This window comes from Pelagibius sp. Alg239-R121 (assembly GCF_947331435.1).
Classification (GTDB): domain Bacteria; phylum Pseudomonadota; class Alphaproteobacteria; order Kiloniellales; family Kiloniellaceae; genus Denitrobaculum.
Genome location: NZ_CAMZOF010000002.1, coordinates 146,804 through 170,133, shown reverse-complemented (window position 1 = coordinate 170,133; position 23,330 = coordinate 146,804). Strand labels below are relative to the sequence as shown.

At 57.8% G+C, this 23,330-nt stretch carries 21 protein-coding genes; 13 read left to right on the top strand and 8 right to left on the bottom strand.

What is annotated here, in order from left to right:
* Nucleotides 1-125: 125 nt before the first annotated feature.
* The 3 genes from QMZ18_RS07985 to QMZ18_RS07975 all read left to right on the top strand — a co-directional run bounded on the left by QMZ18_RS07985 (nucleotide 126) and on the right by QMZ18_RS07975 (nucleotide 2,560).
* Entirely contained in the window at nucleotides 126-893 is a 768-nt protein-coding gene (locus tag QMZ18_RS07985) for an SDR family NAD(P)-dependent oxidoreductase (protein WP_282605751.1), read from the top strand.
* A gap of 39 nt (nucleotides 894-932) precedes the next feature.
* A complete protein-coding gene (locus QMZ18_RS07980) occupies nucleotides 933-1,874 on the top strand; it encodes a 2-dehydro-3-deoxygalactonokinase (protein WP_282605750.1) in 942 nt (313 codons plus the stop codon).
* A gap of 68 nt (nucleotides 1,875-1,942) precedes the next feature.
* Nucleotides 1,943-2,560 carry a 2-dehydro-3-deoxy-6-phosphogalactonate aldolase gene (locus QMZ18_RS07975; RefSeq protein WP_282605749.1) on the top strand — a complete coding sequence of 206 codons (618 nt, stop codon included), beginning with the start codon at nucleotides 1,943-1,945 and terminating at the stop codon, nucleotides 2,558-2,560.
* Nucleotides 2,561-2,597: 37 nt separating this feature from the next.
* On the opposite strand, the gene QMZ18_RS07970 is transcribed toward QMZ18_RS07975, so the two are convergent.
* The 6 genes from QMZ18_RS07970 to QMZ18_RS07945 form a co-directional block, all read right to left on the bottom strand.
* Nucleotides 2,598-3,224: a DUF3726 domain-containing protein gene (locus QMZ18_RS07970; RefSeq protein WP_282605748.1), complete on the bottom strand. Its 627-nt coding sequence runs from the start codon at nucleotides 3,222-3,224 to the stop codon at nucleotides 2,598-2,600.
* A complete protein-coding gene (locus QMZ18_RS07965; RefSeq protein ID WP_282605747.1) occupies nucleotides 3,221-4,924 on the bottom strand; it encodes a hypothetical protein in 1,704 nt (567 codons plus the stop codon). Before QMZ18_RS07965 ends, QMZ18_RS07970 begins: the two co-directional genes overlap by 4 nt.
* A 236-nt stretch (nucleotides 4,925-5,160) precedes the next feature.
* Nucleotides 5,161-5,604, bottom strand: a complete 444-nt coding sequence (locus QMZ18_RS07960) for a carboxymuconolactone decarboxylase family protein (protein WP_282605746.1) — start codon at nucleotides 5,602-5,604, stop codon at nucleotides 5,161-5,163.
* A 4-nt stretch (nucleotides 5,605-5,608) separates the two neighbouring features.
* The gene (gene fdxA, locus QMZ18_RS07955) at nucleotides 5,609-5,941 is read right to left on the bottom strand and encodes a ferredoxin FdxA (RefSeq protein ID WP_282605745.1); all 333 of its coding nucleotides are present in this window, start codon (nucleotides 5,939-5,941) and stop codon (nucleotides 5,609-5,611) included.
* A 49-nt stretch (nucleotides 5,942-5,990) separates the two neighbouring features.
* Nucleotides 5,991-6,995: a 2-oxoacid:ferredoxin oxidoreductase subunit beta gene (locus QMZ18_RS07950; RefSeq protein ID WP_282605744.1), complete on the bottom strand. Its 1,005-nt coding sequence runs from the start codon at nucleotides 6,993-6,995 to the stop codon at nucleotides 5,991-5,993.
* Nucleotide 6,996: 1 nt separating this feature from the next.
* Nucleotides 6,997-8,865 (bottom strand): 2-oxoacid:acceptor oxidoreductase subunit alpha, encoded by a 1,869-nt coding sequence (locus QMZ18_RS07945; protein ID WP_282605743.1) that lies wholly within the window; start codon nucleotides 8,863-8,865, stop codon nucleotides 6,997-6,999.
* 182 nt (nucleotides 8,866-9,047) lie between these two features.
* Between QMZ18_RS07945 and QMZ18_RS07940 the strand changes: the two genes are divergently transcribed.
* From QMZ18_RS07940 to QMZ18_RS07920, 5 genes are all read left to right on the top strand, one after another.
* Nucleotides 9,048-11,858, top strand: a complete 2,811-nt coding sequence (locus QMZ18_RS07940; protein WP_282605742.1) for a molybdopterin cofactor-binding domain-containing protein — start codon at nucleotides 9,048-9,050, stop codon at nucleotides 11,856-11,858.
* Between the two features lie 60 nt (nucleotides 11,859-11,918).
* A complete protein-coding gene (gene dctP, locus QMZ18_RS07935) occupies nucleotides 11,919-12,953 on the top strand; it encodes a TRAP transporter substrate-binding protein DctP (RefSeq protein ID WP_282605741.1) in 1,035 nt (344 codons plus the stop codon).
* A gap of 98 nt (nucleotides 12,954-13,051) precedes the next feature.
* Nucleotides 13,052-13,612: a TRAP transporter small permease gene (locus QMZ18_RS07930; protein ID WP_282605740.1), complete on the top strand. Its 561-nt coding sequence runs from the start codon at nucleotides 13,052-13,054 to the stop codon at nucleotides 13,610-13,612.
* Nucleotides 13,613-13,617: 5 nt separating this feature from the next.
* Nucleotides 13,618-14,934 carry a TRAP transporter large permease subunit gene (locus QMZ18_RS07925; RefSeq protein ID WP_282605739.1) on the top strand — a complete coding sequence of 439 codons (1,317 nt, stop codon included), beginning with the start codon at nucleotides 13,618-13,620 and terminating at the stop codon, nucleotides 14,932-14,934.
* Between the two features lie 27 nt (nucleotides 14,935-14,961).
* Entirely contained in the window at nucleotides 14,962-15,621 is a 660-nt protein-coding gene (locus QMZ18_RS07920) for a TetR/AcrR family transcriptional regulator (protein ID WP_282605738.1), read from the top strand.
* 71 nt (nucleotides 15,622-15,692) lie between these two features.
* Here QMZ18_RS07920 and QMZ18_RS07915 read toward each other — a convergent pair whose 3' ends face one another.
* A complete protein-coding gene (locus QMZ18_RS07915; protein WP_282605737.1) occupies nucleotides 15,693-17,240 on the bottom strand; it encodes a trimethylamine methyltransferase family protein in 1,548 nt (515 codons plus the stop codon).
* A gap of 148 nt (nucleotides 17,241-17,388) precedes the next feature.
* Complete coding sequence (locus QMZ18_RS07910) at nucleotides 17,389-18,321, bottom strand: LysR substrate-binding domain-containing protein (RefSeq protein WP_282605736.1); 933 nt, start codon at nucleotides 18,319-18,321, stop codon at nucleotides 17,389-17,391.
* 156 nt (nucleotides 18,322-18,477) lie between these two features.
* On the opposite strand from QMZ18_RS07910, the gene QMZ18_RS07905 reads away from it, so the two are divergent.
* The 5 genes from QMZ18_RS07905 to QMZ18_RS07885 all read left to right on the top strand — a co-directional run bounded on the left by QMZ18_RS07905 (nucleotide 18,478) and on the right by QMZ18_RS07885 (nucleotide 23,330).
* A complete protein-coding gene (locus QMZ18_RS07905; RefSeq protein WP_282605735.1) occupies nucleotides 18,478-19,509 on the top strand; it encodes a glycine betaine/L-proline ABC transporter ATP-binding protein in 1,032 nt (343 codons plus the stop codon).
* 7 nt (nucleotides 19,510-19,516) lie between these two features.
* Entirely contained in the window at nucleotides 19,517-20,389 is an 873-nt protein-coding gene (locus QMZ18_RS07900; RefSeq protein WP_282605734.1) for a proline/glycine betaine ABC transporter permease, read from the top strand.
* Between the two features lie 2 nt (nucleotides 20,390-20,391).
* Nucleotides 20,392-21,330 (top strand): proline/glycine betaine ABC transporter permease, encoded by a 939-nt coding sequence (locus tag QMZ18_RS07895; protein WP_282605733.1) that lies wholly within the window; start codon nucleotides 20,392-20,394, stop codon nucleotides 21,328-21,330.
* A gap of 29 nt (nucleotides 21,331-21,359) precedes the next feature.
* The gene (gene proX, locus QMZ18_RS07890; RefSeq protein WP_282605732.1) at nucleotides 21,360-22,337 is read left to right on the top strand and encodes a glycine betaine/L-proline ABC transporter substrate-binding protein ProX; all 978 of its coding nucleotides are present in this window, start codon (nucleotides 21,360-21,362) and stop codon (nucleotides 22,335-22,337) included.
* 63 nt (nucleotides 22,338-22,400) lie between these two features.
* A complete protein-coding gene (locus tag QMZ18_RS07885; RefSeq protein ID WP_282605731.1) occupies nucleotides 22,401-23,330 on the top strand; it encodes a glyoxylate/hydroxypyruvate reductase A in 930 nt (309 codons plus the stop codon).

Below are 23,330 nucleotides of genomic sequence, written 5' to 3'. Positions count from 1 at the left end.
ATCTGCATATCAGGGTAAAGTTCTCCACTGGAGGCACTGGGTATTGCACAACGTCATAACATCGCGGCCCGTGTTGGGACCGCGACATACTGCCGCTTACCAAGGCGGCCGGAAGGGTCGTAGAGATGTCGAAAGCCGCTACCTTTCACAGTCTTGAAAATAAACCGGTCTTGATCACCGGTGGCGCATCGGGAATCGGCAAAGCAATGGTTGAAGCCTTTGCGCGCCAAGGCTCCAAGACCGCGTTTCTCGATCTGGATGGCGAGGCCGGCGAAAAGCTGGCGGCTGCCCTGCGGGAAGAGACCGGTGCGATGGTCCTGTTCCGCAAGTGCGATCTTCGCGATATCGACGCCCTGCGCGAAGCCATCTCAGACCTTGCAAAGGAAACCGGTCCTTTCGAGGCTTTGATCAATAACGCGGCAAATGACACCCGCCACGACTGGCGCGAAGTGACACCGGATTACTGGGACGACCGGGTCGCCGTCAACCTGCGTCACTTCTTCTTTGCGATCCAGGCGGTTGCACCCGGGATGATCGAAGCCGGAGGCGGCTCGATCATCAATCTGGGCTCGGTGTCCTGGATGCTCGCGCAGGGCGGGATGCCTTGCTACACCTCGACGAAATCCGCGGTCCAGGGCATGACCCGTTCCTTCGCGCGCGATCTCGGACCCCATGGAATCCGGGTGAATACGCTGGTTCCCGGATGGGTCATGACCGAACGGCAGTTGGAGCTCTGGGTCGACGAGGTGGGCGAACGCCAGATGGACGAGCAGATGTGCCTTAAGGGCCGGGTCAAACCGAATGACATCGCCAACGCCGCATTATTTTTTGCTGCCGACGAAAGCTCCATGTGTTCGGCGCAGAGCCTGATTGTCGACGGCGGCTGGGTATAACTTCGATCTACTCTAAGCAAAATCGTGGGAAGAGGTTCGATGTCTGAGACCGGCGCACGCCTGCTTGTCGATTGGGGGACCACCAATCTGCGCGCCTTCCTCGTGACTGACGATGGTGTCATTCTGGACCGGCAGGTCAGTGACCGGGGCATTCTTTCCGTTGAAGCGGCAGTCATGCCGTCGGTCCTGGACGAGCTCGCGGCACCGTGGTCCGAGGAGATCGGGGATCGGCCTGCTGTGCTCTGCGGCATGGTCGGCAGCGCGAACGGCTGGCACGAAGTTCCCTATGCAGACTGTCCGGCGGCGTTCGATGACTTGCCTAAGGCCGCCGCGAAGCTTCATTCGGCAGCCGGTCGTGCGGTTTTTATTCTTCCTGGCCTTACCCGCCGAAGGGAACTGGCTCCGGGATTATCCCAGGCCGACGTGATGCGCGGGGAAGAGACCCAGATCTTCGGCGCCCTGAGCTGCCTGGAACGCGGCGACGCGACCTTCTGCCTGCCCGGGACCCACTCGAAATGGGCGCTTGCCAAAGACGGCTCTTGTGTTGACTTCGCGACCTATTTTACCGGCGAACTTTACAGCGTCTTGAGCCAACACTCGCTGCTCGGCCGCCTGATGAAACCGCCACAGGAAGTCGCCGAAAAGGGTTTGCCGGCGGGGTTTGCGCGTGGGCTGGCAACCGCCAAGGCGTCGGACGGCCTGTCGGGAACACTCTTTGCCACGCGGGCGGACATTCTCGCGGGACTCATGACGGGCGCCGAGGGTGCGGGCTATCTCTCCGGCCTGCTGATCGGCATGGAGATCCGGGAAGCCTTGCCGCGCTTTGCCCCTGCGGGGCCGATCGTGGTGGTCGGTGCCCATGGATTGGTGCCGCTGTATCTGGCAGCGTTGGAAGACGCAGGCGCCGCCGTCGAGGCGTTGGACGGCGAAGCGGCGGTTGTTGCCGGACTGCTGCGTGCGGCACGCATACTGGAATCTTAGAGGTAGAGCCTGATCGTTTCTCACTGGACAATTGAAAATCGAACAAGCTCTCAGGAGTAGTAAAGCTGATGTTTTCGAAAGAGGGTGCGCCCTATCTGATCGCCATTCTGCGCGGTATTACGACAGAGGAGGCACCGGCCGTTGTCGAGGCACTGATTGCCGAGGGCCTGACATGGATCGAGGTGCCGCTCAACTCGCCGAATGTGTTTGAGACGCTGAAGCTGCTGCAGGCGGAATACGGCCAGCGGGCCCAGATCGGTGCTGGAACCGTCACGCGGGTCAGCGAGGTTGAAAAGCTGGCGGCGCTGGGGCTCAGCTACTTCGTCACCCCCAACAGCAACCCGGCCGTGATCAGCGCGGCGGTTGACAGGAACATGGCCGTCGCCTGCGGCTGCATGACGCCGTCCGAAGCCTTTGCTGCGGCCTATGCCGGTGCCAAGGCGATCAAGCTCTTTCCCTGCGAAGTGATCGGCACGGCAGGCGCCAAGGCAATGCGTGCCGTCCTGCCGGCCGATGTGCCTCTCTTTGCCGTCGGCGGTATCGAGCCGGAGAGCCTGCAGAGCTATATCGACGCCGGTTGTCTTGGCTTCGGCATCGGCTCGGCACTCTTCAAGCCGGGCCGGCCGGTTGAGGACATTGCCGCCAGGGCCAAGGCCTTTCGTGAAGCCGCAGAGCGTTTATCGTAGATTTCAGCGTTTATTGACGGGGCGGCGGCCGAGCAAATCAGTCGTTGTCGTTAACGCCCGCACCGGCTCCGGTAAGACGAGATTGCTCGGAAGCCGGGGCATAGGTCCGGGCTGCGAATTTTTCGAGACGAGCGATGTGTCTTTGTTCGCTGTCTGGAACCCTTTGGAAAATTCTGTTCGATAGTCTGGACAACTTGCTGTCAGCGATCTGACATGCGGCCTGTTCGACAAGCAATGTCCGCTGCTGAGCAGAAGTCGTGAATCCATTCCGGCAAAGGAGGATCTCAGTGCTGTGCCAAGAAAGGCATCGTACGCCGGATGCTGTGGCAACGCCCAAGAATGGTGCCAGTAAGAGGGGATGCGCGACTCGATCAAACCGGTTAGGTGCAGTTTTCCCGCTATCCAAAATCGCGGTGCCGAGTTCGATAGGGCAGTAGATTGCAGGCGATTCTGGTTGGTGAAATGCAAACCAGGCCGGTGTGATTTCATTCTCTGCGTCGTCGCGCCAGCTCAAGTATTCAGCCAGGATCTGAACGCCTGGAGACCCATTTGCCTGGAGCCACTGCACGGCAAAACCGGCGTCCTCTGCCAATCCCCAGGTCATGCCGGCGCCCCGGGCAGCTTTTATCGCCAAGCTTCGTGTTTCTCCAAGCGACCAGCTCATAACGGTTTCTCCGGCGGGTAGGCAAGATCATCGGGGTCGGAGTCTGCGAGCTCCTCTGGAAAGGGAGCGCCCTGAAACATTGTAATCCGCACCCAGCGATCAGATCTCGGGTCGAATTTGGTCGCACCGAAGAAAGAGAGTTTGCACCGCAAGAGATCAATGGGGAGCATTTCTGCCGCAATGGTATTGTCCCGGATCTCGGCGTAAGGTTTTTGAGCGACAAGCTGTGCCCGCCGCACGGCGTGGCGATGTTCGGGATGTTTCATCAAAAATGCCGCTATCGTCTCGCTGTCGTCCCATTCTTGCAGACTTCTCAACATTGCTGCCGCGTCTCGCGCCGGCGCAAGGGGCTGTTCGTAGGCTTCGAGCGGTTCCTCGAAGCGCTCGCCTAAGCGTGGTTCCAGCTTTTCTTCGGAGACATACCAAACCCGCGCAATGGCGTCATCACTCTCAAAGTCCGTCGTCAAAGCCCAGCCGTAAGCTTCTCGAAGCCACGCTTTGAGAATGCCCGCGGGCAGTGTCCCGTTAATGTGGAAACTGCCGCTCTCATCCGCGGACATGGTGTCGGCAAGATCGTCGATCTGTTCGCCGTGCGGCTCCAGCATCAGTGACACGAGCTGTTCCTGTCCTTCGAGGCTCAGCGTGTTCGCTGCCCAGAGATAAAGTTCGTTCCAGGGCTGGGAGCCTTCCAAGGGATGATCTTCAAGGTGATTGCTCAATCGTGCCAGGTCTTCGCGGAGCCCGGCGATCTTTGGTGATTGATGAGGATGTTCGGACGTCCAGTTCCGGGCATTGATCGCGGCGCGCGCCACCAGGTTGCGAAAGAGGATCGATTTATCGGGCGCGGCCGTCTGGATCGAACGCACCCGCGCCAGCGCGGTTTCTCGTGCATTCACCCAAGCGTGGATCAGTGAAGGATGAGTCAGTAGAAACGGCGCCATGCCAAGCCCGGTCGAGTTTCCCACGCCTAACCTGCGGCGAATTCCCGGCGACATCAACACAGCGGTTTCCGGTGCGCGCGCCTGAGCCAGATGCTCGACCAGATCCAATGTGAAGGAACGGATCAGCCATACGGAAAGCAATTCAGGCTGGAAGGACCCTAGAAACTCGGGACGTTCCGCCCAGGTGTCCCGGTCTGCAGCGCCAAACTTTCCCGAACCGTAGACCGCAGTTGTCCGCATCAGATACCCGATCGGATCAACCATCTCTGTGGCGGGCTGCAGGCCCCGTGCCAGGCAATCAATGACATATTCGAACAAACGAACGGATCTGTTCGCACGGGACAAAACCAATTCGCTGGCGGAAATCCTGCCGGCTTCCTGCAGCGGCACGTTCTGCGACAAGCGGACAATGTCGTCCTCACTCGGTTCGCCGTCGAAGAGCGTAAAGGTCGCATCCCAGGCCTCAGCGATAACCCGGTCCGAGCGTTGCTCCGCCGGAAGATCATGAGCAAATGCAATGAGGGTGTAAACGCGTTCCGGCCCAATGGCGCGATAGGTCGCCACCCCGACGCCCCTGTGATCGATGCGCCAGACCGGCCGGTCAAAACGCCAACCCTGATGCTTCAATCTGCGCAGCAGCACCCGCATAAAACTCAGGCGGCTTTGATGAAAAGAGCCCATGCGCTTGAGGCGCATGACCTCACTTGGAGCGCGCAGGGCTATATCTTGCGGCTCTGACGAAGCCAGGTTGGTCGGCATGCGTGTTTCTCCATCAGATCTGGTGAAAATCGTCATCGTAATACTTCAACCAGTGTTCACCCATGAATCCGGCGACCCCGGCTTCGGAAAACCCAGGATTGCGCAGACCATCTGCTATTCCGGAAAATCCCGATTGTCTTCGAACCAACTCGACATAGCTGCAAAGTCCGCTTCAATTGCCGAACCTTCTCCACAATCCATTTTTTGCGTGCAACTTCTTTCAATAATCAGCAAGCCTAAGCCATCCCCGCTTCTCGGCCGAAAGCGATGGCCAGTCTGTTCCAGGCATTCATGGCAAGGACAACGAAGGTTATGTCGATCATCTCCGCTTCCGAGAAATGCTGCTGGAGATTCTGGTAGAGTTCATCCGGTGCTCCGGATGTGCTGATGTTGGTGACGCTCTCAGCCCAGGCGAAGGCCGCTTTTTCAGCAGATGAGAATTCCGCCGACTCCTGCCAGTTTTTGAGAGCCTCGATCCGCGTGCCGGCAACATCAAGATCGAGAGCTTGCTGTTTGTGCGTTTCGATGCAGTAACTGCAGCCGTTGATGCGGGACACCAAAATTTCCAGCAGACGCCTCATTGCCGGAGAAAGACTGCAGTGATCCGAATAGCCGTTCAAACCGGCCAGTGCCCTCACGGCACCCGGTGCGACTGTCCTGTACTCGATCCGTAACGTCATAGCGCTACACCTTTGCCGGTTCTCTGGAGAGGAGCGTCAGCTTGTTTTCGGCGTCCTTCCACGCAGCTGCGTCCGTGGGTGGTTCCTTCTGTTCGGTAATGACCGGCCAGATGCCGGCAAGCTCCGTATTGAGTGCCAGCCAGGTCTCGATATCGGGTTCGCTGTCCGGTTTGATGGCTTCGACCGGACACTCCGGCTCGCAGACCCCGCAGTCGATACATTCTTCGGGATTGATAACCAGCATGTTTTCGCCTTCGTAGAAACAATCCACCGGGCATACGCTTACGCAATCGGTGTGTTTACATTTGATGCAGTTTTCGGTGACGACATAGGTCATCGGGTCTCTCCGTCCAGTTCATTCGTCGCATTGGTGGCAGATTTGCGTGTTACGCCACGGTCCAGGTCTCGCCGCCGTGCAACAGCCTGTTGACCGCGGTTTCACGTGATTTGGGATCCGGGGTCTTATCGCGCATCAAATCGTTGTGGGTTGGCCGGTCCACGTCACGCAGAACGCCAATTGCCTCGGGCATCAGGGGATGGCGCATGCCGGCGATCATCTGAGCAATCGTGTTGGTGTCGGCTTTTTCGTCATGAACGAGAAGGTCGGGCTCGTTGTATTCTCCGCCGAGTGTCACGACTTCGGGCCCGGCAACGTCGAGGCGGATGCCTTTGTCCCGGTTTTTTCCAAAAACGAGGGGTTCGCCGTGCGCAATCGCGACGATATGGTCGTCCCTGATCGCAGGGTTCTTTGCAAAGTCGAACGCACCGTCATTGAAGATGTGGCAGTTCTGATAGATTTCGACGAAGGCGGAGCCGCGGTGTGCCGCCGCTCGACGCAAGACTTCGCCGAGATGCTTTGCGTTGGTATCCACCGAACGGGCAACGAAGGTTGCATTGCTGGCGAGGGCGATCGATAGCGGGTGTAACGGTTCGTGCGCGGTACCCATGGGAGTCGAGCTCGTAACAAGGCCGGGTAACGATGTCGGGGAGAACTGACCTTTCGTCAGTCCGTAGATGCGATTGTTGAACAATAGAATCTTAATGTCGACGTTGCGGCGCAAGGCATGCAAAAGATGCGTGCAGCCAATACTAAGGGCATCGCCATCACCGGTGACAACCCACACCTGCAGATCTGGGCGGGTGCGTTTCAAGCCCGTGGCGATTGCCGGCGCACGTCCGTGAATACCATGCATCCCATAGGTTTCGAGGTAGTAGGGAAATCTGCTCGAACAGCCAATTCCGGAGACGACGACTGTGTTCTCCGGCTTCACGCCGAGCGTCGGCAGAACTTTTTTCATCTGTGCTAAAATGGCGAAGTCGCCGCAACCCGGGCACCAGCGCACTTCCTGGTCGCTCGCGAAATTTGGGACTGTGTTTGCGGTTGCGTTCATCCTATTTCTCCTGCCCGAGCAATCTGTGGATTTCGGTCGTGATGTCGCCGATCCAGAAGGGTTGCCCGCGTACCTTGTTCAAACCCCGGACATCGACGAGATATTTGGCGCGCACAAGCTGCCGCAACTGGCCCAGATTTAGTTCAGGAGCCAGGACCGTCTTGTAACGTTTCAATATTGCGCCAAGCCCTCTTGGCAGGGGGTTCAGGCACCTCAGATGAACATGGGCGACACTAAGCCCGTCCCGTTGTGCCTGGACGATCGCCTCTTGGCAGGCACCGAAGGTTCCGCCCCAACTCACAACCAGAAGCTCACCTGACTCCGGCCCCGCGATTTCCAAGTCTGGTGTAAGCAGGGCCGTTTTCTCGATCTTGTCGGCGCGCAGCTTCACCATCTTCTCGTGATTGAGCGGGTCGTAGCTGATCGCGCCGGTTCCGTCGGCTTTTTCGATCCCGCCAATCCGGTGGGTCAGACCCGGCGTTCCCGGCAGGGCCCAGGGACGGGCGAGCCATTCGTTCCGGTCGTAGGGGCGGAATGGTTCCATGCCGGTCGGGCTTTTCGGATGTTCTATTTCAATCGCTTCAAGCGTTGTGATATCTGGAATGCGCCAGGGTTCGGCGCCGTTGGCGGTAAAGGCGTCCGAAAGAATCATCACCGGCGTCATCAGTTTGGTGGCAATGCGCCAGGCCTCAATGACGATGTTGAAACAATCTCCAGGGCTTGAAGGCGCGAGAACCGGCATCGGCGCTTCGCCATTTCGCCCCGTTACCGCCTGCAGGAGGTCGGTCTGCTCGACTTTTGTCGGCAAGCCGGTGCTCGGGCCGCCGCGCTGCACGTTGATTACCAGCAGGGGCAGTTCGAGCATCACTGCCAGGCCCAGCGCTTCGGTCTTCAAGGCGATGCCCGGTCCACTGGATCCCGTGGTACCCATGGCACCGCCGAAGGCGGCACCTATCGCCGAACAAATTGCGGCGATTTCATCCTCTGCCTGAAAGGTGCGTGCACCGCACTCGGTGAAACGGCTGACCCGGTGCAGGATATCGCTCGCGGGGGTGATAGGGTAGGCGCTGTAGAAAAGATCTTTGCCGCTCAAATGCGCCGCCGACATGAGTCCGAGCGCCAGCGCTTCATTTCCGGTTACGTTCCGGTAGGTACCGGGTGCTTGAGAAGCGGCAGGAACCTGGTAACTGCGCTCGAATGCCTCGGTGGTTTCGCCATAGTGCCAACCGGCGCGCAAGGCCAGTTTGTCTGCTTCGGCAACCTCTCCCGTAAACTTTGAGTCGATGTAGCGGGTTGTTGCGGTGAGATCGCGGCCGTAAAGCCAGTAGATGATGCCCATCGCAAAGAAATTCCGGCACCGGGTTGCGATCTTATGCCCGATGCCAAGCTGTTCGACTGCTTTCCGGGTTTGCGAAGTGATCGGCGCTTCGATGACCTGAAATTCGTCGAGAGAACCGTTCTCGACTGGATTTTCATCATACTTTGCCAGCCGCAGGCCTTTCGCATCGAATGCGTCGATGTCGATAACAATGGTGCCTTGGGCTTTCAGGTTTCCAAGGTTGGCTTTCAATGCCGCCGGATTCATCGCAACCAGCACATCCACTGTATCGCCGGGTGTCATGATCTGGCGCGACGCGAATTGCACTTGAAAGCCGCTTACGCCGGCTGGTGTGCCCCGGGGAGCGCGGATCTCGGCGGGAAAGTCGGGAAAGGTGGCAATGTCGTTCCCCATCAGTGCGGAAGAAACGGCAACCTGTGTTCCCGCCAACTGCATGCCATCGCCGGAATCACCGGCGAATCTGATAACCACCGCTTCAACGTCGACGGGGGATTTCGCCTGAGATTCCCTTACCTTTTCGTCTATCTCCACCGGGCGTTCTCCTCATATCAATGGCATTCACACAATGCTTAATTAAGTAAAAAATTACTTACAAATGAGAAATCGTCAAGCTTAAAAATTGTTGACAATTCAAAAAAATAAGTAAAAACTTACTTATAAATTATCGTGTCGATCTCATGATTTTGACGTAACCTGGACTTTGGAGGCTGTTGATGCGCGATCAGAGGCGCGAAAAAATCACCTTGAATGTAAATGGTGCGGAGGCGGTGATTGAATCCGATCGCGATCTTAGTTTGCTGGATGTGCTGCGTGAGGATCTCGATCTGACCGGCGCCAAGAAAGCTTGCGACAACGGAGAATGCGGCAGCTGCATTGTGATGATGGGCGGCAAGCCGACGAAATCCTGCCTGCTTCCAGTCGGCCGTGCGGTCGAAAAGGAGATCTTCACGATCGAAGGTTTGGCGCCCGAAGCCAATGATCTTCAGCCAGGCGAGGACTACTCGATCCTTCATCCCATCCAACAGGCTTTTCTGGAAAAGGGAGCGACACAGTGCGGTTTCTGTATCCCAGGAATGATCATGAAGACCCACACGCTGCTTCGGTCGAAACCGCATCCCAGCCGTGAGGATATTGTTAAAGGGCTTTCGAAAAACCTTTGCCGCTGCACCGGCTATACCAAGATTCTGGAGGCTGTCGAATACGCGGCGGAATTGATCGATCAAGGGAAGGATGCTGTCGGACCGGAGAAGGCGAACGGTCATGCCGTCGGTGTCAATGTCGCCCGGCTTGATAGCCCGGCGACGGTTACCGGCGCAGCGAAGTATGCAGCGGATCTGAAGATGGACGGCATGATCTACGGCAAACTTTTGCGCTCGGAACATCATCACGCGCGCATCCTGTCGATCGACGTCAGCGAAGCTGCCGCGTTGGAAGGCGTCGTGACCGTCATCACGGCCGACGATGTTCCCGGAACGCCTTTCCTGCCGAACTGCCAGCCTCAGGTCTATGTCTTTCCAAAGGACCGGATCCGCTTCAAAGGAGAAGCGCTTGCAGGTGTAGCGGCTGTTTCCGAGGCCGTGGCGGAAGAAGCGCTAAAGCGGATCAAGGTCGAGGTCGAGGTTTTGCCTCACGCAATAGAAGTCGCCGAATCGGCGCGCCCGGATGCGGTCCCGCTGTTCGATCACTCGCCGCGTATCTCCGCGCCAGAAGAGGTGTCGTGCGGTGACATAGAGGCCGGGTTCGCCAAGGCCGATGTGATCATCGAAAACGACTATACCGTGCCGGTACGCGAACATGCGGCGATGGAGCCGGAATCGGCGCTTGCTTACGAAGAAGACGGCAAGCTGATCGTTCGAACCGGCCTTTATCATGCTTTTGTGCAGGGAACGCAGTCGATCGCCAACAACCTGGCCATGAAGGAAGGCGATGTGCGGATCATCTGCCCTGCAATGGGAGGGAATTTCGGCACGCGCGGCGACACGCTCATTGCAGTCACGGCAGGCCTGATGGCGCAAAAGACGGGCCGCCCGGTCCGTATGACTTTCTCCCGCGCTGAATCCATACTGGGGTCATGCAAGGCACCTTCCGTCGATATTCGTTATCGCACCGGCGCAACCCGGGACGGCCGAATTGTAGCGGTTGATGTCGAGGTCATGCACGGAGCAGGCAGCTGGGCGCCGTTCCTGATAGACAAGACGACAAAAGGTGTCGAGCTCTGCTTCTACGAAACATTGGGCGCGTTGCTTTCTCACGCCACTGGACCCTATGAGATCGAGAACGTGCGCGCACGGGCTTGGGATGTGCTGACGAATGGTCCGCGTTATGTACCATTGCGGGGAACCAATGCGAATTACCTGCCACTCGCCTATGAGTCTCAGGTCGACCTCGTTGCCGAGAGTCTGGGTTTGGATCCGCTGGACGTTCGGCTGAAAAACGCAATACGGTCAGGATCGAAAACGCATTTCGGACAAACGCTTACGGAGCATGTCTCGATGGTCAGGGAGCTTGAGATGCTGCGTCCCCACTACGAAAAAGCCCGGGCGAGGCTGGCGGAACGCCGGGCGAAGCTCGACGGACCCTGGCGCCCCGGCCTCGGGATGGGCGCGGGCTGGCGCAACATCGGGTATCTGAAGACGTCAATCACGGCCGGGTGTGAATTAGACGACGACGGCAAAATTCATGTCATGGCCGGGACAGTCGAGCAGGGACAGGGGCCGACAACACAGTTTGCTCAGATCGCCGCTGATGCAATCGGCGTTTCAATGGCGCAAATGCGCGTGACCTTGGGCGATACGACCGCCGCGCCCTATCCGGTGCCGACGTTCAGTTCCGTTTCTACTGTGGGAACCGGCAAGGCCGTTCAGATGGCGGCCGAAAAACTACGGGATAAGATTTTACTCGCTGCTGGCGAACTCTTGCAGAGCGATCCTTTGAAAGTTCTGGTGAAGGGTAACAGTGTTTCTGTCGGAAATGCGCCTGATACACATGTTACGCTGTCTGAAATCGTTCGGCATCTTGAGCAGAATGGAGAGTCTAGTCTTTGTGAAGCGGAGATAAAATGGAGCGGAGAGGCGCCTACTATTCTCTACGGCTATAACACCGGACTGATTGAACTCGACGTGAACACCGAAACCGGACAGGTGCGGCTGCTGAACCATGTAAATGTCTGTGATCCCGGCACGCGTATCAATCCTTTGGCGGTCGACGGACAGATCGATGGCGCGATCGCATTTGGAATTGGCTTTGCGCTCAGCGAGCGTTTTCACCCTGACAACCCGGCGACCCTGGAGGGGTATGGTTTGCCGTCGAGCCGCGATATTTCACCAAAAGTGACGCGGCTCTATGTCGAGGATCCGCTTGAGCGGGGGCCGTTCGGCGCAAAGAGCATGGCGGAACATCCCGGCATCTCACCCATACCGGCGATTGTCAATGCGATCGCGAACGCATCAGGTGCGCGGGTGCGGGATATTCCTGCGACGCCGGAAAGGGTTATGGCAGCACTTGGGGCCGTCGCGGCGGAATAGGCGCAGGAGAGCGTCGAAAAGATCCTTCCTTATTGGATCGATCACAACAGGGAGAAGAAAATGAACAAAAAAACGGGAAAAACCAAAAACCTTACACGCCGGCAAATGCTGGCGACTTCAGGTATGGCCGTGGGCGCGGTGGCGGGAGCCACGTTCCTCGGCGGGAAGGCGCCGGTCTTTGCGGCAGGTAAGCACAAGCTGCGCTACATCGCCTTCATCAACCGCAACACCGTCTGGGGGAAACCCTACGACTTTCTAGCGGCGGAAGTGGACCGGCTCTCCGGCGGCGAACTTGAAATCGAATACGCGGGAGGGTCCGACGTGATCGGCGGATTCGATGCGCCGGAGGCGATTGCCAATGGTGTGTTCGATATGAGTCATTCGGCCAACTCCTATTTTGCCGGCGCCATGCCGTCTTCGATTTCCCTTGCCAGCGGAACTGCATCCGTTGACGAACTTCGTGCGTCCGGCGCGCTCGACGCCTACGCGTCAGTATTGATGGAACAGCGCGGCGTAATGATGCTGGGCGTGCCATTGAGTGGTGTCGGTTACGTGTTCCAGGTGCGCGGCAATCCAAGCGATCTGTCCTACTTCAAGGGGAAGAAGATTCGGTCGATCCCGCTCTACGATCCAATTCTTCAGTCGCTGGGGGCGACACCGGTGACTACGTCGCCCGCCGAAGCCTATACCGCCATGGAACGCGGTGTTGTTGACGGCCTGGGCTGGCCCGACATTGGACTGCTGGACTTTAAGTTCTACGAGCAGGCCAAATTCATAATGTTGCCGTCGTTCTATCAACTGCGAACCGCAACGCTCATCAATCCTAATTCGTTCAAAGCGTTACCCGAACCTCTGCAAAACATTTTGATCGAGGCATCGCGTTCTGCCGACGCGATAGGCGAGAAGTGGGCAAGAGAAAAACGCGATGCAGAGCACGCGGAGATGGGCAAGGCCGGGGTCGAGTTCGTGACCTTGCCCGACGCTGACGCCAAGCGGTTCATCGATTTGACTGAGGAAAAACTCTGGTCAAAGATTACCGAGCTCGCCCCAGAGGACGGCGCCCGCCTCAAGCCACTGTTTGGCACGGCCGGCTGAAAGAACGGTTTCGGTTAAACGATACCTGCGGGTCTGATTAGTCTAATTTGACCCGCAGTGTTATCGATGTGTGAGGGTATTCCGTTGGATCGCTCGGCGTGACTTTTGCAGCTTTTTATCGGTCGTTCGAACGCGTCGCGGCCTGCTTTGCCGCGGTGGCCGCGGCCCTCATTCTCGCAATGAGCCTTTGGATCACGTACGACGTTCTCTCGCGATATTTCTTCGATGCGGCGTCGCCGTGGGCCTTCGACCTCTCGGAATATGCGCTGGTTTGGATCACTTTCCTCGGTGCGCCTTGGGTTTTGATGCAAGACCGCCACGTGCGTATCGAAATCCTCGTCGAAGCCTTGCCGGTCGCGATGCAACGGGTTCTCGGGGTGCTGGTCTGTCTGACGGCAATCGCCGTTTGCGCGGTTCTGACATGGCGTACTGGAATTGCCGCGATCGAATACCTTGAGCGAAACATCATGATGCCCAGGATCTGGCGCATTCCCCGTGTCTGGCCCTACTGCGTCATTCCGCTCGGATGCGGGTTTCTCACTCTGGCCTTTGCTCTGCGCCTGACGCTCTATCTGAAAGAAACAGACCCCGAGGCAACCTTGCGCGCCAAGGCATCAGCGGGGCAGGACACCGGCTTGCCGGAAATTCAAGGGGAGTAGGCCAGGTGGAGTACGAGTGGGTATATAACCTGGCCTTCTTTTTCGGCCTGTTGATGCTGATGATGATCAGCGGCATGCCGGTGGCGTTCGGTTTTCTGACCCTGAACATCGTCGGCCTCTATTTTTTCCTTGGCGGCGCGGGCTCTCTTTCCCTGTTGGCGACCAGTTCCTTCTCGTCAATCGGTCAATTTGCTTTGATCCCGATTCCACTTTTTATTCTCATGGGCGAGCTCTTGATGCGAACCGGCCTGGCCGCAAAGACGGTCGAAGCCGTGGATCAGTGGATCGGCCGGGTTCCAGGACGGCTTTCGCTGTCTTCGGTCGGCGGTGGAACTCTGTTCGGTGCCTTGAGCGGTGCCAGTATGGCTTCCGTTGCCATGCTTGGCTCGACACTCGTTCCCGAGATGACCAAGCGCGGATACAAACCGGCGATGTCGGTCAGCTCGATTCTTGCAGGCGGCGGATTGGCAGTATTGATACCGCCGAGTGCTTTGGGCGTGTTGCTCGGCGCACTTGCAAAGGTCTCGATCGCCGAGCTTTTGCTCGCCGGGATCCTGCCCGGCGTCGTTCTCGCGACGATGTATTTCGCCTATTTCGCAGTGCGGGCTGCTTTGCAGCCGGAATTGGCGCCGCCCTATGAAGCGCCGGCGACGAGCATTGGCGAAAAATTCTATTCCCTGCTCACCATTACGCCGTTGCTGAGCCTGATCGTCGTTGTTACGGGATTGATCTTTCTCGGCGTTGCGACACCTTCCGAGTCGGCCGCAATGGGCGTTGTCGCGACTCTTGTGCTTGCTGCCTGCTATGGCCGTCTTACATTGGATGCGGTCAAGCAGTCCCTGATGGCAGCGATGACGACGACGGCGATGATGCTGCTGGTGATTGTCGGCTCGACCGGCTTCAGTCAGCTGTTGGCGGCAACCGGTTCGACATCGGCTCTGGTCTCTGCGGTCGGAGATTTGGGACTCAACCCAATTCTTACGGTCATCGTGATGCAGGTGATTGTATTGATCCTGGGGTGTTTCATCGACACCATCTCCATCATGCTGGTGGCCATTCCGGTTTTCATGCCGATCGTGTCGGCTATGGGACTGGATCCGATCTGGTTCTGCATCCTCATCCTTGTCCAACTGGAGCTGGCCGGAATTACGCCCCCGTTTGGTGTGTTGCTTTTCGTCATGAAGGGCGTTCAGCAGCACCTGAAAATTTCAGAGATTTATAAGGCGGCACTGCCGATTGTCCTGATCCAGATTGCACTTGTTGCACTGTTGATGATATTCCCGGAGATTGTAACCCTGTTGCCGAATGCGACGAGAAACTAACCAGGAAACTGCCGAAACGAGATGATATTGAGCGACGACAAACCCAAAATCAAAAGGGATGCCGCTGCCACCAAGGAACGGATCCTGCGGGCTGGAATGGCTGAGTTCGGCGCGAAGGGGTATGGCGGCGCACGCACGGAAGACATTGCCACTCGCGCCAAGTGCAACATCCGCATGCTTTATCATTATTTCGGCGGAAAAAAGGATCTCTATATCGCTTGTCTCGAGCGGGTGTACTCGCATATTCGGGAAGAAGAGCGGAAGCTCAAGCTTGAAGAACTAGAGCCGGTCGAGGCTATACGAAAGCTCGTCGGCTTTACCTTCGATCATATGAGAAACAATCCTGATTTTGTCCACATCGCCGGCGTCGAGAACACGCAGAGAGGCAAGTTCATCAAGAAGGTCCGGCCCGTTGCCAATGCAGCTGTCGACCTCATCGAAACCATTGAGCGTATCTTGAAAGCCGGTGCTGACAGTCGTGTACTGCGGGACGACATCGACGCGTTCCAGCTTTATATCTCAATCCTGTCGCTCAGCTACCTGCACCTGTCGAACCGATTTACGCTCTCAGCGACCTATGGCCGGGATTTGTCGGATTCCAACTGGCTGGATGAAAGGCGAGAGCACGTCGAGGATATGGTTGTCTCGTACGTCCGGCCTTTTTCAGTGCTGAAGCCGGCACTCTAAATCATACGGTTAGAGTAGATCCGCGTTAGACGGAATCGCCCCTGGCGATCTGTCGTCGCGGTGAATCTACTCTAGGAAACACTGGACGGAATTTCCGCTTCGCGTCGCGTCACGAAGGCGCGCAGTTCTTCGGCGATTGCCTGGTCGAGTGTAGGGGGGTCTTCCGCGTAGCGCTCCAGCATGTGCCGGCACCATTCCCGACCGCGCTGAGTCACGTCTTTACTGCCCGCGGCCCGCCAAGTCTCATAGCGTTCGTTGTCCTGGATCTCATCGAGAAAGGGAAGATGCTCACGCGTGTAGTCCTCGTTAAAGAAATGACCACCCGGCCCGACCTTGGCGAGTCCTTCGAGCGCCACATCCATATTGTCGAAAGAGGCTCCCTCCAACATCGTGTAGAAGCTTTGGAGCTGACGACCGTCAGTGGCGACTTTCGCCATCGAGATGCAAAGCGAGCCCTCGATCGTGCCGCCGCAATGGGTCAGCAGATTGCATCCGCCCAAAATGGCCGGATAAACCTTGAGGATGGAATCGTATCCTGCATAAAGATCGTCCTTCTTCGAACCGGTCTTTGCGCCATTGGTCCGCCAGGGAACGCCATAGTACCGCGCCATCTGGCCGAAGACGTACATCATCAGCGCCACTTCCGGAGAGCCGAACGTGGGCGAGCCGGACTTCATGTAGACCCCCATGGGTGCCACGCCCATGACCGCGCGGGACCCCGGGCGGACAATCTGGGTGAAGGCGATGGCCGCAATGACTTCGGCGACGATCTGTGCCGTGCCGGCCAGGATATGGACCGGCGTCGAAGCGCCGTAGAGTACGAAGGGAGAGATCAACATTGCCTGATTGGCCTCCGCGTACAAGCGCATCGAGGTCAGTTGGGTCTCGTCCCACACAAGCGGCGAGTTGCCGTTGAAGATGGCCGTCATGACGACATTTCGGTCGGTGAAGTCCTCGCCGAACACGATTCGGGCCATCGCAAGGCTGTCTTCGGCCTGATAGGCGGACTGGCCTGATCCCATGATGGGTTTGTCGGTGGTCAGAAAGCTGGATTCGACCATGTGGAGATGCCGGTGCGGCACCGCGACGTCCATCGGTTCCTGTGTGTAGCCGCCGTTGTAGTGGATCGCCGGATTAACCTGATGCAGCTTCATCAGCGTACGCATGTCATCGGCCGTCGCCTGCCGGCGCACGCCGTCAAGGTCGATGACGTTCGGCGTGCCGTAGGCAGGGCCGAAGATCATATGGCGGCCGCCCACTTTGACCGAACGCTTGGGGTTGCGGGCGTGATAGTCAAATTCCTGGGGAATCGTCTTGATGAGTTTGCGGATCAGCTCCCGCGGTATGCGAATACGCTGGCCGTCGACGTCGGCGCCGGCCTCGCGCCAAATCTCGATGGCGCGATCCTCGCGGAATTCAATGCCGATGGTTTCGAGAATTCCCATCGCCGTATCGTCGATGCGCTCCAGGCCTTCCTGGTCCAGCACCTCGTAGGTCGGGATGTTGCGTACGGCCGTCGGCAGGTGGACGATCGGCCCGCGTGTTCGCGCCTGCCGCCGCGCAGCCGCGCCGCCGGATCGCCTTCGTTGTTTGGTTGGAACTTCGAGATCTTCGGGCATGGTGTACCTCCATCCCGAAACTATTGGAGCAATCGGGCTTTGCAGCAAGCTTCGAATTGTTGTCCAACAGAGTAATCACAGGTTACGCACAACGGTTTGATCTGAGGATAATTGCTTGAAAATAAGTCTCTTTTGGTAAGATTGAGCGCTAGAGGGTTAACACCACGTTTTCACCCGGCTTACCCAATTCAACCTGCAACCAGCCATGAAAGTCGCTCACGATCTCGGGCACGGCCACGCCGCCCGGCTGGCAAAGATAATAGCCGCGTTGCGGCAAGGGATCGACGCTCAGCGCCTTCACGAGCACGCCGCTATCCAGAAACTGCTGCATCAGCGGCGGCCCGACGAGGCCGACTCCCTGGCCATCCAGAACTGCCTGCACGAAGTTGATGTAGGAATCATAGGAACTCATCCGTGGCGTCACCGGCATGTGTTCGCCCATGTCTCGAAAGTAGCTCGGCCAAAACGACGACTGATCCGCAGCGGCCTCGTAATCCAACAGCCGTACCTTCAATAGATCCTCAAGGGTTTCGAAGGGACCGTACCTCGTCATGAAACTCTGGCTGCAAGCGGGAAAAATCATCTGGCGCTGCAGGAGCTGGCTTTGCACGCCACTCCAGTTTCCCTCGCCATAGCGGATGGCGATATCGACGCCGGACTGCACCAAGTTGATCAAGTCATAAGAAACCAGCAGCCGGAAATCTACGGCCGGATCAATCTCGCGATACCGCCCGATGGTCGGCATCAGCCAATAGGTCGATACGCCGTTCGAAGTGGCGATGGTGATCAGACGATCGTCAGATGAGGTCTTGATGGCCTCGATCTCTTCGGCGATCGACTGGAATCCGTTCGAAGCCACGCGCGATAACCGGCGTCCGGCGCGTGTCAGCTCAACGCTGCTTTGGCCGCGCACGAACAGCTTAATGCCCAGTACCTCTTCCAGATGCCGCACCTGTCTGGAGACTGCGACCCGAGTCACGTTCAACTCTTTTGCCGCCTCGGAAAAGCTGACGTTACGCGCAGCTGCCTCGAAGGACAGCAGGGCTTTGACGGGTGGTAGTTTGCGTGACGTATAGGTCATGGGGCCCCGGTTGGATTGGCTTCCGGAATTTGAAGAGATCGATATTCGGGGTCAGCGTAACATGGAGTTACGCAGTGGGTGAACCTTTCTTCCAAGCAGGGTTGCGGCGTTATGTGCAAATATCTTTGAAGCTTCTTGGGGATACATGAAAAAATCATGGCAAACGAACATCCCGTAAACTGCTGTAATCTATGGAAGATATTCGGCGCGCGCGCAGAGCAGGCGCTGGAGGCCGCCAAGTCCGGTGAGGTCGACAAGGATGAGGCGTTCAAGCGTTTTGGCTGTGTAATCGGTGTTGCAGATGCCAGTTTTTCGGTCGCCGAGGGTGAGGTTTTCTGCATCATGGGCCTCTCTGGATCGGGCAAGTCCACCATCATCCGTCACGTGAACAGGCTGATTGAACCAACGGCCGGGCTGATCCATGTCGAAGGGCGCGACGTGATGGGTCTGAATCCAAAGGAGTTGCGTGAACTTCGTGCCCGCAAGATCGGCATGGTGTTCCAGCACATGGCGCTCTGGCCGCACAAGACGATATCGGAAAACGTGGCCTTCGGTCTGGAAGTCCAGAAGACACCGAAAGAGACCAGACGTGCGGCCGCCGATGACGCCCTGGAGCGTGTAAGCCTCGGCGGTTGGGGTGATCGTTATCCGGACGAGCTGTCGGGTGGCATGCAGCAACGAGTGGGCCTGGCCCGTGCGCTGGCGGCCGATCCAGATATCCTGTTGATGGACGAACCTTTCAGTGCGCTCGATCCGCTCATCCGCAAAGACTTACAGGACGAATTCCTGAAGCTCTCGCGCGAGATGAAGAAGACCACGCTTTTCATCACGCACGATTTGGATGAAGCAATGAAGATGGGTAACCGGATCGCTATCATGAAGGATGGCCGCATCGTACAGACCGGTACGCCTGAAAACATTGTCCTGCGGCCGGCGACTGAATATGTGTCCCGGTTTGTAAGCTCGATCTCGACGCTGAAATATATATCGGCCGTAGAGATCATGACCCAGGGTGGCACGGCGCCGGGAGCGCGGGAATTCGGCCCTTCAACACCGTTGCCGGCGCTGTTGAAAGCTTTCTCCGAAGGCGCCGAGGAACTTACGATCAAAGATGGTGACAGATGTCTGGGCCGTATCGGCAGTGCCGAGATTCTCGAAACCGTCAAATCCGATCTGGCGCGGGTGTGAGGCCAGGATGGATCCCCTGCTCAACCCCTTCGACTACTTCACACTTCCCTTCGGCGACTGGTCTGAATCCGCACTGGATTGGATCGTGGACATCGGGCGTGCGCCGCTTCTAGCCGCCAAGGCGCCGGTGCAGGTCTTTCTCAACTTAATACAGGGCGGATTAATCGCCGTTCCGCCTCTCGTTGGCCTCATATTCATCGCCGCTGTCGGGTTTTTTCTGTCTGGCTGGCGCCTGGCACTAATTGGCCTTGTCTGCCTCTGTTTCATCGGATTGATCGGCGCTTGGGAAGCCGCAATGATCACGCTGTCGATCGTCCTGACATCGGTTGTCCTTTGTATTCTCGTCGGGCTTCCACTTGGCATTCTGGCAGCGCGCAGTGATCGTTTCTTCCGGATCCTGCGGCCGGTTCTCGATTTCATGCAGACAATGCCGTCTTTCGTTTATCTCGTGCCGGTGGTCATGTTGTTCGGCATCGGTGATGCGCCGGGCGTGATCGTGACCTGCCTCTTTGCGATCACCCCGCTGATTCGTCTGACCAATCTTGGCATCCGCGAAGTGCGCGAGGATATGGTAGAGGCTGCCTACGCTTTCGGTGCAAGCGAAACGCGCGTTCTCTTCGGCACCCAGCTTCCGCTCGCTCGTCCCACGATCCTGGCCGGATTGAATCAGACCGTTCTGTTGTCGCTGACCATGGCCGTGGTCGCTTCCATGATTTCGGTCGGCGGCTTGGGGCGTATGGTACTTGAGGGGATTGGGCGGCTTGACTTTGGGTCTGCAACCGTCGGCGGGCTCGGGATCGTGATGGCTGCGATCCTGGTCGACCGCTACACGCAGGCGCTTGGCGCCGCACGCAGCGGCCGCGGATCGGGAGGGGCGTAAGCATGGACTTTTCTGCGCTGCTCGACCCGTTCGCATCGGTACAGATCCCACTGGCCGACCTGGCCAATGATTTCATTCGTTGGCTGACCAGTAATTTCCGCGACGTGTTCCGGGCGATGAAAGTACCGGTTAAGATCCTGCTCGATTTACTTGAAGACGGACTCCGGGACACACCGCAGACCATCATCATTGTCGCGCTCAGCTTCTTCGCCTGGCAACTGGTCAATCGCGCCACTGCAATCCTGACCTTCGTGGCGATGACTCTGATTGGCCTGATCGGCGCGTGGGACGCGGCTATGACCAGTCTCGCGGTCCTGGTCAGTGCGGTGCTGATCGCCACGCTTTTCGGATTGCCACTGGGAATTCTCTGCTCGCGCTCCAAACTGGTCTGGATCATCGTCCGCCCAATCCTGGACTTCATGCAGACGGTCCCGAGCTTCACCTATCTTGTCCCGGTCATCCTGCTGTTCGGCATCGGCAATGTACCGGGCGTGATTGTGACCGCTTTTTTTGCGACACCACCGCTCGTGCGCCTAACGAATCTGGGGCTCAAGACCGTCCGTGAGGACCTCGTCGAAGCTGCCGACGCATTCGGGGCGTCCCCCGTCAAACGGCTTTGGTCCGTCGAACTGCCGCTTGCCCGTCCCACGATCATGGCTGGGATCAACCAAACCGTCATGCTGTCTCTCGCCATGAGCGTCATCGCGTCGATGATCTCGGTTGCAGGGCTGGGGCGGCTGGTTCTTGTCGGGATCAGCCAACTCGATATGGCGCGCGCGGCGACAGGCGGCACCGGTATCGTGCTCCTGGCAATGGTGTTCGACCGGATTACGCAAGGCTTTGGGCTAACCCGGCGAGACAGAAACGGCAAGGGCTTGTGGGAACAGGGGCCGGTGGGCCGTCTGCGCGGCCTTTTGGCCGGCAACAGAATAAAAACCTGAAAAAAACCACTCAAGGGAGGAAAAGACTCATGACCAAATCAACACTGCGCGCCACGGTATCAGCACTCGTCATCACCGCGCTGGCGGGACCCGCTATTGCTGCAGAGGTGCAGCCTATCGGTACCGGGCGTACCGATCACCAGTTGATCTACGAAGTCATCGAGGATGGCCTGGCTGCGCTCGGCTACGAGACTGAAGAGATGTTGACCGCCGCTTACCCCGCCATCCACTTGAGCGTTGGTCAAGGCGATGCCCACTATACTGCAGTGCACTGGAAGCCGCTGCATGACGAGTATTATGCCAATTCCGGCGGCGACGATGTGTTCATGCGCGCCGGTCCAACCTACACCAATGCTATGCAGGGCTATTTCATTGACAAAAAGACCGCCGATGCGCACGGGATCTCGACTCTTGAGCAGATGAAGACGGCTGAGGTCGCGGCGATTTTCGACACGGATGGCGACGGGCTTGCCAACCTGACCGGCTGCAACCCCGGCTGGGGCTGCGAAAAGGTTATCGAGCATCACCTCGACGCCTATGAACTGCGTGATCATGTCAACAACGACAAGGGTGAATATTTCGCGCTGATGGCCGACACGATCGAACGTTTCGAGGCCGGCCAACCTATTTTCTACACAGCCTGGGCTCCAAACTGGATCATGTCGGTACTGGTGCCCGATCAGGACGTGGTGTTTCTCAATGCACCGTTCTCGTCACTACCAGGTCAAGACAGTCCAAACACAGAATGGGAAGACGGCCGTAACCCGGGATTCGGCGCCAACGACAACTATATTCTCGTGAACCGTGAGTTCGCCGCTGCCAATCCGGCGGCCTTTGCGTTTCTCAACGGACTCCGCATCCCGATCGCGGACCTCAATGCCATGATGGACCGGGTCAATGCGGGCGAGAATTCGCCGAAAGAAATCGAGACCGTGGCGCGCGATTGGATCGCCGCCCACCAGGCAGATTTCGACGCATTGGTCGGAAAAGCGAAAGCAGCCAACTGATCGTAGGTAAAATGGCGGGTGCCCGCATCATTCGGGCCCCGCCACAAAATAAAGCAGAACAAAATGGCGATCTATTTCCACTGGGATCAGGCGACGGATGATTTGTGGCGTGCTGCGTTTCACCATGCAGGTGCCGGCAGCGACCTCCGTCTTGAAGGCAAGTTGGGCGATCCGGACGACATAGAATTCGCGGTGGTCTGGGCTCCGCCGAAAGGCCGGCTCGGCGGATTCCGAAATCTGAAGTACATCTTTTCGATCGGCGCCGGCGTGACTCACATTACCCTCGATCCCGACGCCCCCCTTCACGTGCCAATCGTGCGGCTTCAGGACGACATGCTGGTGCTAGATATGTCGTGCCACGTGATTCACTGGGTGCTGCATTTTCACCGCTATTATAATCGCTACAGACTTTATGAGGCCGAGCGAAAATGGCTGCGGCATCGTTACCCCGAGAACGGCGAGCGCCGGGTTGCGGTGCTGGGTTTGGGGCAGACCGGGTTCGACGTCTGCCGGCGATTGCGCGAGCTCGACTTCGACGTGACGGGATGGAGCCGCAGTGCCAAAAATATCGAAGGCGTGACGTGTCTGCATGGAGAAGAGACGCTCCCGCAGGTCCTCGGCCGCGCGGATATTCTGGTCAACCTTCTGCCGCTCACCCCCGACACGACCGACCTGATCAACGTTAAAACCATCGGTGAGATGCCGGACGGCGCCTTCATTATCAATTGTAGCCGCGGCGGCACTATCATCGATGCCGACCTGCTCGCAGCTCTTGACAGCGGCAAGATCGAGGCTGCGGCTCTGGATGTTTTCCGGGAAGAGCCTCTGCCTCAAAACGATCCTTACTGGAACCACCCGAAGGTCAGCATCACACCGCATGCTGCGGCTCCTTCAAATGAGAAGTCGGCTGCTCGATTCATTGCTGGCCATATCCGCCGCGTGCTCGACGGCGGCAAGCCCTGGCCGATCGTCGATCTGGAGCGCGGATACTGA